We start from the raw sequence: 14,158 nt of genomic DNA, 5'->3' as shown, positions 1-14,158 counted from the left end.
CACCTTTCGACTGTGTGGGTACGACGCCGTGTGCACGGGATGAGCCCCTGATGGGCAACGTGGCGTGGATGGTGGGAAGGGAGCGGCGGGCTCCCTGCGCGACTCAGCGTTGGAGGTCAGGCACCGGACCACCCTTGGTCCCGGTGTCGAACGCCCGGTGGGAAAGGTCTTCGCGTACCAGGTCCACGAGGTGCCGTGCCTGCTCGCGCGAGGGGAAGTGGCCCCCGGAGCGTACGCACAGCCGGAAGGACGACGAGGACCGGTCCCGCCAGGCGGCCAGATCCGCGGGCGACACGCCGTCGTCGGCGTCGCCGCCGACGGCCAGGATGGGGACCGGCAGCCGACGGTAGCTCCTGCGGTAGGTACGCAGCAGGCGCAGGTCGTTGCGTATGACCTCCAGGAAGTAAGCCCGCATGCTGCTCTCGAGGAGCACCCGTGGATCCGTGCCTCCCATGGGCAGCACGTTCTCGATCAACTCCTCGTCGGTGACATCGGCCCCGTGGCGGAGAGGGGAGTCCTCGCTTCCGGAGTATGAGGAGACGACGAGCAGTTCGGGGGCGCGCCGACCGTGCCGCAGCAGCCAGGCGGTGATCTCCGCGGCGATGGCGGCGCCCATGCTGTGCCCGAACAGAACGATGGGGCGGTCGGACGCCTCGGCGACGGCAGGGCCCAGGACCCCGTTGACCAGCGTCGTCATTGTGTCGACCAGGGGCGCGCCCGCCTGCCCCTCCCGCCCGGGCAGTTGGACAGGCTGGACATCGAGGTCACGGCCGCCCTCGGGAATCCAGTCCCGATAGGCGAGGGCGCCGCCACCGGCGTGTGGGACGCAGAACAGCCGGGCCACAGCATCTGTGTTCCGGCGGTGCCAGAAGGGGAGAGTCGCGCTGCTCATACGGCCTCACGTGCAGGCAGGCATCGTCGCCGCGAGCTGCGGCATGAGCCGGTCCGGCAGTCCGAGCAGGGCCGTCCGACGTGCGCGGCGGCGCCGTCCGCAGCCGGCGGGCCGGTGCGGTCTGCCACCTGGGCGACCTTCTCGCGCCGCAGGCCGGGCATGCGCCGCCGGGGCCCGGTGGGCAGGCCCATCCGACCGGCCCGGACGCGGACCCGCCGGGACTTCGGGAATGCGGCGAGTTCGGGAAGTTGCACGCCCTCATCCTCAACTCGCGCAGGTGGGCTTAACCAGGGGATGCCATCCCCCGGGTTGATGTCCCCTGGATGGAGGGCGGAACCCAGGCCGATCGTGGAGAGGACGCGGGGCGCGGCGACATCAGCGTGCCGCGGCCCACCCCCACAGGAGCCCCATGCACATCCCGAACATCACAGTCTCCACCAGCCGCCCGATGCCCCCACGTGTCGTCGTGATTCCCCGCAATGGGCGGCTTCTTACGCCGAGCCGCGCCGGGGACACCCGAAGTTCAGTGAGCGAACTCTGCGGCGGCTGCCCCGGGCCGGGGGCAGGTGGTGCGAGCAGCTCGGCCGGTCCAGTGCGGCACCAGCACGCGGTCCGGCAGCGGCGCGTGAACCGCACAGATCCGAACGACGGACGACCTGCGCGGTCACGACTTGGTGAGGAACCCGTCACATGACACAGCCCTACCCCGCCGTTGACGCGCCCCACCCGGACTCGGCCAACGAGGGCTGCCCCGGCCGGAACCCTGACGGCGGCGTCGACACCCCCCTGGAATACCGTCTCGACGCGGCAGAGGCCACCGCTCTCCGCAAGATCGCCTCGGACCTCGCGGACGTCTACGGGGCGCCCAGCCTGCCGGACTTCTTCGACCAGGCCCACGCGGCCGAGGAGCTGTTGCCCGCCGGGCTGCGCTCCTTTCTCCTCTCCTTCCGCCGGACCGAGCGCGCAGCCGCGTGTCTGGTACACGGCTTCCGGGTGGACGACGTATTGCTGGGACCCACACCGGAGCACTGGCGCCAGGCCATCCACGGCAAGTCGGCCAGGGATCAGGAGCTATGGCTGGCGCTGTGCGGGATGGTGCTGGGCGACCCGTTCGGCTGGGTGACCCTGCAGGAGGGGCGAATCATCCAGAACATCCTGCCGATCAGCGGCGACGAGGAACGGCAGAGCGGCTACGGCAGCGAAAGCCTGCTGGAGTTCCACACCGAGGACGGCTTCCACCCGAACCGCTGCGACTACCTGCTGCTGTTCGGGCTGCGCAATCCGGACCGGGTGCCGACCATCGTCGCGTCCGTCCGCCACACCCGGCTCAGCGACCGCGACCGCACGGTGCTCGCCGAGGGCCGTTTCCATATCCTGCCGGACACCGAGCACATCCGTCAGTTGGAAAAGGACGCACCCGGTCATCCCGCACTGGCGAAGTTGTACGAGATGGTGGAACGGCCGCCGCTCACCGCTGTTCTGTCCGGCGACCGGCTCAATCCCTACCTGCGAATCGACCGACCCTTCATGCGTGTCCGATCCGGTGACACCGAGGCCGAGGCCGCGCTCGACCGGCTCATGGCCGAGCTCCACCGTGTGCAGCAGGACATCGTGGTGGCCCCCGGCTCACTCCTGATCGTGGACAACTACCGTGCGGTACACGGCCGCCGGCCGTTCAGCGCGCGATACGACGGCACGGACCGCTGGCTGAAGAAGCTCACCGTCAGCCGCAACCTACGGCGCAATTTCAGTGGTTACGCCCTCGACAGCCACCGCGTCATCGTCTGAGCCCGTACCGCGGATAAGGAATCACCGACCCATGCGCACCATCATCGTGTCCGGCGCGTCCAGCGGAATCGGGCTCGCCACCGCTGAGCGTTTCGCCCGTTCCGGCGACCATGTGATCAATCTCGACCTGTTGCCACCGGCGCCCGACACGGTCAACGGCACCCGTGAGGGCGGAGGCCGGGTCAGATGGATCGAGGTGGACGTCGCCGACTGGTCCTCCGTCAGGGAAGTCGTCGACCGGGTACACGCCGAGCGCGGCCGGATCGACGTGGTCATCGCCAACGCCGGAATCAGCGTTCGGCGCGGCATCCTGGACCTCACCGAGGACGAGGTACGGCGCACTCTGGACGTCAATCTGATGGGTGTCCTCGCCCTGTGGCGCCATGCCACCCCACACATGCTGCGCCAGGGCGAAGGCGTGCTGCTCGCGACGGCGTCCGTCAACGGCTCCCGCGGCTACCCGCTCTACGCCGACTACAACGCCAGCAAAGCGGCTGTGGCCTCGCTGTGCCAGACCTTTGCCATCGAGCTCAGCCCGATGATCAGGACGGCCTGCGTCGCTCCAGGTGCCGTTCTGACGCCCATGCAGCGCGCCGAATACACCGACTCCATGCTCGACGAGGTCAACGAGCGTATTCCGGCCCGCAGGCATGCCCGTCCGGAGGAGATCGCGGACGTCTTCCACTTCCTGGCTTCGCCGCAAGCGTCATTCGTGTCGGGCCAGCAGTTCGTGGTGGACGGAGCGGAAACGGCCGGTGCGACCACCGCATTCTTCCCGGGGCCCACGGGGCCACTGCGCTGAGAGCGCCCATCTGTCTCCCCTCCCCGAGATCGAGGAAGCCAAAGCATGATCCCCCTGTCGTTTGCCCAGCGCCGGTTGTGGTTCCTCAACCAGTTGGAGGGGCCGAACGCGACCTACAACCTCCCCATCGGCCTGCGCCTTTCCGGTCTGCTGGACGTGCCGGCGCTGGAGATGGCGCTGGCGGACGTCGTCGAGCGGCATGAGAGCCTGCGGACGGTCTTCCCCGACCACGACGGTGTGCCGCGGCAGAAGGTGCTGAAGCCGGGGGTGGCCCAGCCGGTGCTGCGTGTGACCGAAGTGGGCGATGAAGGGCCGGCTGCGGCGCTTGCGGAGGCAGCCGGGCATGGCTTCGACTTGTCGGTGGACGCACCGTTGCGGGCGCACCTGTTCCGCCTGGACGCGCGGACGCATGTGCTCCTGCTGGTCTTGCACCACATCGCTGGGGACGGCTGGTCGCTGGCTCCGCTGGCGCGGGATGTGGCACAGGCGTACGCGGCCCGCATCGCCGGCCGAGCCCCTGATTGGGCCGAGTTGCCCGTGCAGTACGCCGACTACACCCTGTGGCAGCACGAGTTGCTCGGCAGCGAAGACGACCTTGACAGCCTGATCAGCCGCCAGGTGGCCTACTGGACCGAGACCCTGGCGGGCCTGCCGGACGAGCTGGAGCTGCCGGTGTCCCGGCCGCGTCCGGCCACCGCCTCCCACCGCGGAGACACCATCGAGGTGCGCATCGACGCCGACGTCCACCGTCGGCTCACCGACCTGGCCCGCGCCTGCCAGGCCAGCCCCTTCATGATCGTCCAGGCCGCCCTGGCCGCCCTGCTGACCCGCCTCGGCGCCGGCCACGACATCCCCATCGGCACCCCTCTCGCCGGACGCACCGATGAGGCACTCGACGACCTGGTCGGCTTCTTCATCAACACCCTGGTGCTTCGCACCGACACCAGCGGGGACCCGCCCTTCCGAGTCCTGATCGATCGGGTCAAGCAGGCCGACCTGGCCGCCTACGCCCACCAGGAGCTGCCCTTCGAACGCCTGGTGGAGATCGTCAACCCGGTGCGCTCCACCGCACGCCACCCACTGTTCCAGGTCATGCTCGCCTTCCAGAACAACGAGGTGCCCAAGCTGGAACTGCCGGGCCTGAACGTCGAGCCCCATCCGGTCATCGCAGCGATCGCCAAATTCGACCTCTCCGTCAACCTGACCGAACACTTCACCCAGGACGGCGCGCCCGACGGACTGACCGGAGTCCTGGAATACGCCCTCGATCTGTTCGACGCCGACCGCGCCGAACAGATCGCCAACTGGCTCACCCGCCTCCTCCACCATGTCACTACCTACCCCGACCAGCCCCTCAGTGCCATCCCCCTGCTTGATGCGGGAGAGCGTGACCGGGTGGTGCATGGTTTCAACGACACCGCCCGTCAGGTGGTGCCGGGGGTGGTGCCGGGGTTGTTCCAGGCGCGGGTGGCTGCCGCTCCGCAGGCTGTGGCGGTGGTGTGCGGGGATACCGCTGTGAGTTACGCGGAGCTTGATGGGCGGGTGGGGCGGCTGGCGGGTTATCTGGCCGGTCAGGGGGTGGGGCCGGAGTCGGTGGTGGCAGTGGCGCTGGAGCGGTCGGTGGATCTGGTGGTCGCGCTGCTGGCGGTGCACCGGGCCGGAGGCGCCTACCTTCCGCTGGACCCGGACTACCCGCCGGGCCGGCTGGAGTACATGCTGCGCGACGCCCGCCCGGCCCTGGTGATCACCGTGGAGGGGCTGCGGCCGGTGCTGCCGGACACGCATTCCCTGCCGGTGGTCATCCTCGATGACCCGCACACGGTCGCGGACCTGGCGGGGTGTGAACCGGCCCGCGGGATCCCGGAATCCCTCACGCCCGCTCACCCGGCGTATGTGATGTATACCTCCGGGTCGACCGGACAGCCCAAGGGCGTGGTCATCCCGCATGAGGGTGTGGTGAACCGGTTGGCGTGGATGCAGGAGTGGCATCCGATCGGGCCGGGTGACCGGGTGGTGCAGAAGACGCCATACAGCTTTGACGTGTCGGTGTGGGAATTCTTCTGGCCGCTGGCTCAGGGCGGGACGTTGGTGGTGGCGGCCCCGGGCGGACACCGGGATCCGGGTTATCTGGCCGAGCTGATACGGCGGGAGGGGGTCACGGTGGCCCATTTCGTGCCGTCGGTGCTGCAGGTGTTTCTCCGGGAGCCGGATGCCGCGGCGTGTACGGCGCTGCGGGCGGTGTTCTGCAGCGGTGAGGCGTTGCCGGCCGGGCTGCGGGATGACTTCCAGAGCGTGCTGGATGTCCCCTTGCTCAATCTCTACGGTCCCACCGAGGCGTCGGTCGATGTCACCGCCTGGCGCTGCACCAGGGACGACGGCAGTGCGGTGCCGATCGGTGCACCGGTGTGGAACACCCGGGCGTATGTTCTGGACGAGGCGTTGTGCCCGGTCCCGCCGGGGGTGCGGGGTGAGCTGTATCTGGCGGGTGTGCAGCTGGCGCGGGGCTATGTCAACCGTCCCGGACTGACCGCCGAGCGGTTTGTCGCCTGCCCCCTGGGCGCTCCGGGAGAGCGGATGTACCGCACCGGCGACCTGGCCCGCTGGCGGCCCGACGGCAGCCTGGAGTACCTGGGCCGCACCGACGACCAGATCAAACTACGCGGACTGCGTATCGAACCCGGGGAGATCGCAGCCACCTTCACCGCCCGCCCCGACATCGCCCAGGCGGTGGTGGTGGCCCGCGAGGACCGTCCCGGTGACGCAAGGCTGGTGGGCTATGTCGTGCCGGTGGCGGGCCGTGCCGTCGATGTGACCGATGTGCGCCGGTACGCAGCCCGGACATTGCCGGACTACATGGTGCCCACCGCGGTAATGGTCCTGGACGCACTGCCCCTGTCACCCAACGGGAAACTGGATCGCAGGGCGCTGCCGGTGCCGGAGTATGGCGTGGCTGTGGTGGGCAGGGCGCCTCGCACGATGCTGGAAGAGGTGTTGTGCGCGGTGATCGCGGAGGTCGTCGGTGTGCCGGACATCGGGATCGATGACAACTTCTTCGAGCTCGGACTGCAGTCGCTGATGGCGGTGACGGTGGTGGAGCGTCTGCGGGCGCGGGGGGTTGCTGTCGATGTGCGGGCGTTGTTCGCGACGCCGACGGTGGAGAGTCTGGCGCGGTCGGCGGTGGGCCGCGGTGAGGTGGTGGTGCCTGCCAACGGTATTCCGGCCGGGGCGGAGCGGATCACGCCGCAGATGCTGACGCTGGTGGACCTGGATCAGGCGGAGATCGACGGCATCGTGGCCAGGATTCCGGGCGGCGCGCCGAACATCGCGGATGTCTACCCCCTGGCGCCTTTGCAGGAGGGCCTGCTCTTCCACCACCTCCTCGAACCGGAGACCAGCGATGTCCATGTGTTGTCGGTCGTCTTCATGCTGGAGGACCGGGAGCGTCTGAGGGCGTTCTTGCGTGCGCTGCAGTGTGTGGTGGACCGGCATGACATCCTGCGCACGGCGGTGCTGTGGGAGGGCCTGCCCGAGCCGGTGCAGGTCGTCCAGCGCGAGGCCCGCATCCACACCGAACACCTGGACATCGATCCCGGTACCGCCTCCCCGCACGCCGGTGGGGATGTCGCTGGGCTGACCTACGCCCTGCTCCGGGCGGGCGATACGCCACTGATGGTGGGCCGTGCGCCGCTGCTGCGTGTCCTGACCGCCGCGGTGCCCGGTACTCAGCGGCACCTGGCCCTGGTCCAGGTGCACCACCTCGTTCATGACCGGCTTGCGTTGGAGGTGTTGTTGGGGGAGGTGCGGGCGTTTTTGGAGGGGTGTGAGGCGGGGCTTGGGGTTCCGTTGCCGTTCCGGGACTTTGTGGCTCAGGCGCGGCTGCGTATCTCGCGTCGGGAGCATGAGGAGTTCTTCGCGGGGCTGCTGGCGGGGGTGGATGAGCCGACCGCGCCGTTCGGGCTGGTGGATGTGCATGGCGATGGGCGTCAGGTGCATGAGGCGGTGCGGGTGGTCGATGCCGGTGTGGCCGGGCGGGTACGGCAGCAGGCGCGGCGGCTGGGGGTGAGTCCGGCGGCGTTGTTCCATCTGGTGTGGGCACGGGTGGTCGCGGTGGCCTCGGGCCGCCAGGATGTCGTCTTCGGCACGGTGCTGTTCGGGCGGATGCAGGCGGGGGCGGGTGCCGACCGGGTACCGGGCCCGTTCATCAACACGCTGCCGGCGCGTGTCCGTCTGGGCGCAGGGGGTGTCGCCGATGCGGTCCAGGGGCTGCAGCGGCAGCTTGCCGACCTGCTCGATCACGAGCACGCGCCGCTGAGCCTGGCCCAGCAGGCCACCGGTCGCCCCACCGGGGCCCCCTTGTTCACCTCACTCCTCAACTACCGCCATAACCCCTCCTCCAGCCAGGAACTCATCACCGGACTGGAGGGTATCGAGGTGGTGTTCAGCCGCGAGCGCTCGAACTATCCCCTGGCTTGCTCGGTGGATGACACCGGTGAGGGTTTCGAGCTGACCGTCGCCGCGGCCGCCCCGGTGGATCCCGGTGTCGTGGCCGGGTGGGTGCACAACGCGCTGGAGTCGTTGGCGTCCCTGCTGGAGACGGCTGCCGATGCCGGGCCGCAGCAGATCTTGCTGCTTGATGCGGGAGAGCGTGACCGGGTGGTGCATGGTTTCAACGACACCGCCCGTCAGGTGGTGCCGGGGGTGCTGCCGGGGTTGTTCCAGGCGCAGGTGGCTGCCGCTCCGCAGGCTGTGGCGGTGGTGTGCGGGGATACCGCTGTGAGTTACGCGGAGCTTGATGGGCGGGTGGGGCGGCTGGCGGGTTATCTGGCCGGTCAGGGGGTGGGGCCGGAGTCGGTGGTGGCAGTGGCGCTGGAGCGGTCGGTGGATCTGGTGGTCGCGCTGCTGGCGGTGCACCGGGCCGGAGGCGCCTACCTTCCGCTGGACCCGGACTACCCGCCGGGCCGGCTGGAGTACATGCTGCGCGACGCCCGCCCGGCCCTGGTGATCACCGTGGAGGGGCTGCGGCCGGTGCTGCCGGACACGCATTCCCTGCCGGTGGTCATCCTCGATGACCCGCGCACGGTCGCGGACCTGGCGGGGTGTGAACCGGCCCGCGGGATCCCGGAATCCCTCACGCCCGCTCACCCGGCGTATGTGATGTACACCTCCGGATCGACCGGACAGCCCAAGGGCGTGATCATCCCGCATGAGGGCATCGTCAACCGGCTGGCAGCCATCCAGGGACAGTACGCACTCGGTTCTTCGGACCGGGTGCTCCACAAAACCCCGATCGCCTTCGATGTATCGGTTTCGGAGATCTTCTGGCCGCTGGCTCAGGGCGCGACGCTGGTCATGGCGGCCCCCGGCGGACACCGGGATCCGGGCTATCTGGCCCAGCTGATGCAGCGGGAACACATCACGGTGGCCAACTTCGTGCCGTCGGTGCTGCAGGCGTTCCTCCGGGAGCCGGCCGCCCGGGCCTCCACCCATCTGAAGATCATGCTCTGCGGCGGCGAGGCGTTGCCGGCCGGGCTGCGGGATGACTTCCAGAGCGTGCTGGATGTGCCGTTGCTCAATCTCTACGGTCCCACCGAAGCATCGGTCGATGTCACCGCCTGGCGCTGCACCAGGGACGACGGCAGTGCGGTGCCCATCGGCGCACCGATGCCCAACACCCGGGCGTATGTCCTGGACGAGGCGTTGTGCCCGGTCCCGCCGGGGGTGCGGGGTGAGCTGTATCTGGCGGGTGTGCAGCTGGCGCGGGGCTATGTCAACCGTCCCGGACTGACCGCCGAGCGGTTTGTCGCCTGCCCCCTGGGCGCTCCGGGAGAGCGGATGTACCGCACCGGCGACCTGGCCCGCTGGCGGCCCGACGGCAGCCTGGAGTACCTGGGCCGCACCGACGACCAGATCAAACTACGCGGACTGCGTATCGAACCCGGGGAGATCGCAGCCACCTTCACCGCCCGCCCCGACATCGCCCAGGCGGTGGTGGTGGCCCGCGAGGACCGTCCCGGTGACGCAAGGCTGGTGGGCTATGTCGTGCCGGTGGCGGGCCGTGCCGTCGATGTGACCGATGTGCGCCGGTACGCAGCCCGGACATTGCCGGACTACATGGTGCCCACCGCGGTAATGGTCCTGGACGCACTGCCCCTGTCACCCAACGGGAAACTGGATCGCAGGGCGCTGCCGGTGCCGGAGTATGGCGTGGCTGTGGTGGGCAGGGCGCCTCGCACGATGCTGGAAGAGGTGTTGTGCGCGGTGATCGCGGAGGTCGTCGGTGTGCCGGACATCGGGATCGATGACAACTTCTTCGAGCTCGGACTGCAGTCGCTGATGGTGACGCGGGTGGTGGAGCGTCTGCGGGCGCGGGGGGTTGCTGTCGATGTGCGGGCGTTGTTCGCGACGCCGACGGTGGAGAGTCTGGCGCGGTCGGCGGTGGGCCGCGGTGAGGTGGTGGTGCCTGCCAACGGTATTCCGGCCGGGGCGGAGCGGATCACGCCGCAGATGCTGACGCTGGTGGACCTGGATCAGGCGGAGATCGACGGCATCGTGGCCAGGATTCCGGGCGGCGCGCCGAACATCGCGGATGTCTACCCCCTCGCCCCCTTTCAGGAGGGGCTTCTCCTCCACCACCTCCTCGAACCCCAGACCAGCGATGTGTTCGTCCTACCGGTCGTCCTCATGCTGGAGGACCGGGAGCGTCTGAGGGCGTTCTTGCGTGCGCTGCAGTGTGTGGTGGACCGGCATGACATCCTGCGCACGGCGGTGCTGTGGGAGGGCCTGCCCGAGCCGGTGCAGGTCGTACAGCGCGAGGCCCGCATCCACACCGAACACCTGGACATCGATCCCGGTACCGCCTCCCCGCACGCCGGTGGGGATGTCGCTGGGCTGACCTACGCCCTGCTCCGGGCGGGCGATACGCCACTGATGGTGGGCCGTGCGCCGCTGCTGCGTGTCCTGACCGCCGCGGTGCCCGGTACTCAGCGGCACCTGGCCCTGGTCCAGGTGCACCACCTTATCCATGATCACACCGCATCGGAGGTGTTGTTGGGGGAGGTGCGGGCGTTTTTGGAGGGGTGTGAGGCGGGGCTTGGGGTTCCGTTGCCGTTCCGGGACTTTGTGGCTCAGGCGCGGCTGCGTATCTCGCGTCGGGAGCATGAGGAGTTCTTCGCGGGGCTGCTGGCGGGGGTGGATGAGCCGACCGCGCCGTTCGGGCTGGTGGATGTGCATGGCGATGGGCGTCAGGTGCATGAGGCGGTGCGGGTGGTCGATGCCGGTGTGGCCGGGCGGGTACGGCAGCAGGCGCGGCGGCTGGGGGTGAGTCCGGCGGCGTTGTTCCATCTGGTGTGGGCACGGGTGGTCGCGGTGGCCTCGGGCCGCCAGGATGTCGTCTTCGGCACGGTGCTGTTCGGGCGGATGCAGGCGGGGGCGGGTGCCGACCGGGTACCGGGCCCGTTCATCAACACGCTGCCGGTGCGTGTCCGTCTGGGCGCAGGGGGTGTCGCCGATGCGGTCCAGGGGCTGCAGCGGCAGCTTGCCGACCTGCTCGATCACGAGCACGCGCCGCTGAGCCTGGCCCAGCAGGCCACCGGTCGCCCCACCGGGGCCCCCTTGTTCACCTCACTCCTCAACTACCGCCATAGCCCCTTCCTGGAGGAGGGGACCAGCACCGGGCTGGACGAGCCCACCCGCTGGCTTGACGGAATCGACGTGCTCCTCTCCCGCGAACGGAACAATTACCCTCTGACTCTGTCCGTGGATGACACCGGTGAGGGTTTCGAGCTGACCGTCGCCGCGGCCACCCCGGTGGATCCCGGTGTCGTGGCCGGGTGGGTGCACAACGCGCTGGAGTCGTTGGCGTCCCTGCTGGAGACGGCTGCCGATGCCGGGCCGCAGCAGATCTTGCTGCTTGATGCGGGAGAGCGTGACCGGGTGGTGCATGGTTTCAACGACACCGCCCGGGACGTGGTGCCGGGGGTGGTGCCGGGGGTGCTGCCGGGGTTGTTGCAGGCGCGGGTGGCTGCCGCTCCGCAGGCTGTGGCGGTGGTGTGCGGGGATACCGCTGTGAGTTACGCGGAGCTTGATGGGCGGGTGGGGCGGCTGGCGGGTTATCTGGCCGGTCAGGGGGTGGGGCCGGAGTCGGTGGTGGCAGTGGCGCTGGAGCGGTCGGTGGATCTGGTGGTCGCGCTGCTGGCGGTGCACCGGGCCGGAGGCGCCTACCTTCCGCTGGACCCGGACTACCCGCCGGGCCGGCTGGAGTACATGCTGCGCGACGCCCGCCCGGCCCTGGTGATCACCGTGGAGGGGCTGCGGCCGGTGCTGCCGGACACGCATTCCCTGCCGGTGGTCATCCTCGATGACCCGCACACGGTCGCGGACCTGGCGGGGTGTGAACCGGCCCGCGGGATCCCGGAATCCCTCACGCCCGCTCACCCGGCGTATGTGATGTATACCTCCGGGTCGACCGGACAGCCCAAGGGCGTGGTCATCCCGCATGAGGGTGTGGTGAACCGGTTGGCGTGGATGCAGGAGTGGCATCCGATCGGGCCGGGTGACCGGGTGGTGCAGAAGACGCCATACAGCTTTGACGTGTCGGTGTGGGAATTCTTCTGGCCGCTGGCTCAGGGCGGGACGTTGGTGGTGGCGGCCCCGGGCGGACACCGGGATCCGGGTTATCTGGCCGAGCTGATACGGCGGGAGGGGGTCACGGTGGCCCATTTCGTGCCGTCGGTGCTGCAGGTGTTTCTCCGGGAGCCGGATGCCGCGGCGTGTACGGCGCTGCGGGCGGTGTTCTGCAGCGGTGAGGCGTTGCCGGCCGGGCTGCGGGATGACTTCCAGAGCGTGCTGGATGTCCCCTTGCTCAATCTCTACGGTCCCACCGAGGCGTCGGTCGATGTCACCGCCTGGCGCTGCACCAGGGACGACGGCAGTGCGGTGCCGATCGGTGCACCGGTGTGGAACACCCGGGCGTATGTTCTGGACGAGGCGTTGTGCCCGGTCCCGCCGGGGGTGCGGGGTGAGCTGTATCTGGCGGGTGTGCAGCTGGCGCGGGGCTATGTCAACCGTCCCGGACTGACCGCCGAGCGGTTTGTCGCCTGCCCCCTGGGCGCTCCGGGAGAGCGGATGTACCGCACCGGCGACCTGGCCCGCTGGCGGCCCGACGGCAGCCTGGAGTACCTGGGCCGCACCGACGACCAGATCAAACTACGCGGACTGCGTATCGAACCCGGGGAGATCGCAGCCACCTTCACCGCCCGCCCCGACATCGCCCAGGCGGTGGTGGTGGCCCGCGAGGACCGTCCCGGTGACGCAAGGCTGGTGGGCTATGTCGTGCCGGTGGCGGGCCGTGCCGTCGATGTGACCGATGTGCGCCGGTACGCAGCCCGGACATTGCCGGACTACATGGTGCCCACCGCGGTAATGGTCCTGGACGCACTGCCCCTGTCACCCAACGGGAAACTGGATCGCAGGGCGCTGCCGGTGCCGGAGTATGGCGTGGCTGTGGTGGGCAGGGCGCCTCGCACGATGCTGGAAGAGGTGTTGTGCGCGGTGATCGCGGAGGTCGTCGGTGTGCCGGACATCGGGATCGATGACAACTTCTTCGAGCTCGGACTGCAGTCGCTGATGGTGACGCGGGTGGTGGGCCGGATCCGCGCTTTGCTGGAGATTCGTACGGAGGCGCGCACGGTGTTCGAGAATCCCACCGTGGCGGACCTCGCCACGGCCGTGAGGGCGCCGTCTACGGCGGCGGACGGCCTCCGGCGCAGGCTGCTGCGCATCCGAGCTGGAGGGAGCGGGGTCCCCCTCTTCTGCCTGCCTCCTCAATCGGGGCTGAGCTGGAGCTACTTTCCCCTGGCAAGGCACCTGTCGGCGGACTTCCCCGTGTACGGTCTCCAAGCCCGCGGCCTGGACGACGGCGAGAGTCTGCCCGGATCCCTGCGGGACATGGCCACCGACTACCTGGAACAGATCCGGGCTGTGCAGCCGTCCGGGCCGTACCACCTGCTCGGCTGGTCCTTCGGCGGAACCGTAGCCCACGAAATGGCTGTCCGGCTTCAGGCGCAGGGCGAGAAGGTGGCGGCCCTCATCCTTATGGATGCCTTCCCCTCGGCGCCGCCTGACCCGGTCGACGACGCAGCCGACGCGGGAGCCGCCGCGCTCCGCGCTGAGGAGGCGATACGTCCGCAGGTGCCCGACCTCCTGGCATCGACGGGACAGGACATGGACGCAGTCATCCGGGTGTTCCGGAACAAGAGCCGGATTCTCCGGGACCACACCCCTGAGGTGTACGAAGGCAATCTGCTCTTCCTGGCTGCGGCGAAAAGTGTGACGGACGGCGTCTCTCCGGCCGTGAGCTGGGCTCCGTATCACGTGGGTGAACTGAGGGAGATTCGGCTCCCGTGTCATCACCACGACATGACCAGGCCGGACATCCTGGCCGGAGTCGGAGGTGCGATCTCGGAATTCTTGACAGAGATGGGCAATGCACCCTGCCACGACTGACGGAAGGCTCCGTCCGGTACAGCGGTGCAGGTGCGATGCCATACCGGACGCGTCCGAGCCGACAGGCCACCGAAGCGTCAGGGGGTCTGTTTCGTCAAGCCTTGGTCGTCAGGGTCGACTCCACCCAACGGCCTTGCGGTAGCCGGGCGCCCATCGAACCGCTGACCGGCGCA

4 protein-coding genes and 1 pseudogene are annotated in these 14,158 nt (G+C 69.3%); 3 read left to right on the top strand and 2 right to left on the bottom strand.

Annotated features, from left to right (window positions below):
- Nucleotides 1-103: 103 nt before the first annotated feature.
- Both HUT19_RS00805 and HUT19_RS42545 read right to left on the bottom strand, forming a co-directional pair.
- Nucleotides 104-892 (bottom strand): thioesterase II family protein, encoded by a 789-nt coding sequence (locus HUT19_RS00805; RefSeq protein WP_176178594.1) that lies wholly within the window; start codon nucleotides 890-892, stop codon nucleotides 104-106.
- A gap of 122 nt (nucleotides 893-1,014) precedes the next feature.
- Nucleotides 1,015-1,146 (bottom strand): annotated as a pseudogene (locus HUT19_RS42545) (transcriptional regulator); the annotation flags it as partial.
- 436 nt (nucleotides 1,147-1,582) lie between these two features.
- Between HUT19_RS42545 and gntD the strand changes: the two are divergent.
- Genes gntD through HUT19_RS00790 form a run of 3 tightly spaced genes read left to right on the top strand, consistent with a single transcriptional unit; the run spans nucleotide 1,583 to nucleotide 13,985 of the window.
- Nucleotides 1,583-2,680 (top strand): guanitoxin biosynthesis L-enduracididine beta-hydroxylase GntD, encoded by a 1,098-nt coding sequence (gene gntD, locus HUT19_RS00800; RefSeq protein WP_176178593.1) that lies wholly within the window; start codon nucleotides 1,583-1,585, stop codon nucleotides 2,678-2,680.
- Nucleotides 2,681-2,711: 31 nt separating this feature from the next.
- The gene (locus HUT19_RS00795; protein WP_176178592.1) at nucleotides 2,712-3,482 is read left to right on the top strand and encodes an SDR family NAD(P)-dependent oxidoreductase; all 771 of its coding nucleotides are present in this window, start codon (nucleotides 2,712-2,714) and stop codon (nucleotides 3,480-3,482) included.
- Between the two features lie 45 nt (nucleotides 3,483-3,527).
- A complete protein-coding gene (locus HUT19_RS00790) occupies nucleotides 3,528-13,985 on the top strand; it encodes a non-ribosomal peptide synthetase (RefSeq protein ID WP_176178591.1) in 10,458 nt (3,485 codons plus the stop codon).
- Nucleotides 13,986-14,158 lie beyond the last annotated feature (173 nt).

The sequence above is a fragment of the Streptomyces sp. NA02950 genome, from assembly GCF_013364155.1.
In the GTDB taxonomy this organism is placed as follows: domain Bacteria; phylum Actinomycetota; class Actinomycetes; order Streptomycetales; family Streptomycetaceae; genus Streptomyces.
The sequence above is the reverse complement of the archived record's forward strand: the minus strand, read 5'-3'. Positions and strand labels throughout refer to the sequence as shown.

Coding starts and splice junctions, on each gene's coding strand:
- HUT19_RS00805 (WP_176178594.1), bottom strand. CDS start 892: ATGAGCAGCGCGACTCTCCCCTTCTGGCACCGCCGGAACACAGATGCT.
- HUT19_RS00790 (WP_176178591.1), top strand. CDS start 3,528: ATGATCCCCCTGTCGTTTGCCCAGCGCCGGTTGTGGTTCCTCAACCAG.
- HUT19_RS00795 (WP_176178592.1), top strand. CDS start 2,712: ATGCGCACCATCATCGTGTCCGGCGCGTCCAGCGGAATCGGGCTCGCC.
- gntD (WP_176178593.1), top strand. CDS start 1,583: ATGACACAGCCCTACCCCGCCGTTGACGCGCCCCACCCGGACTCGGCC.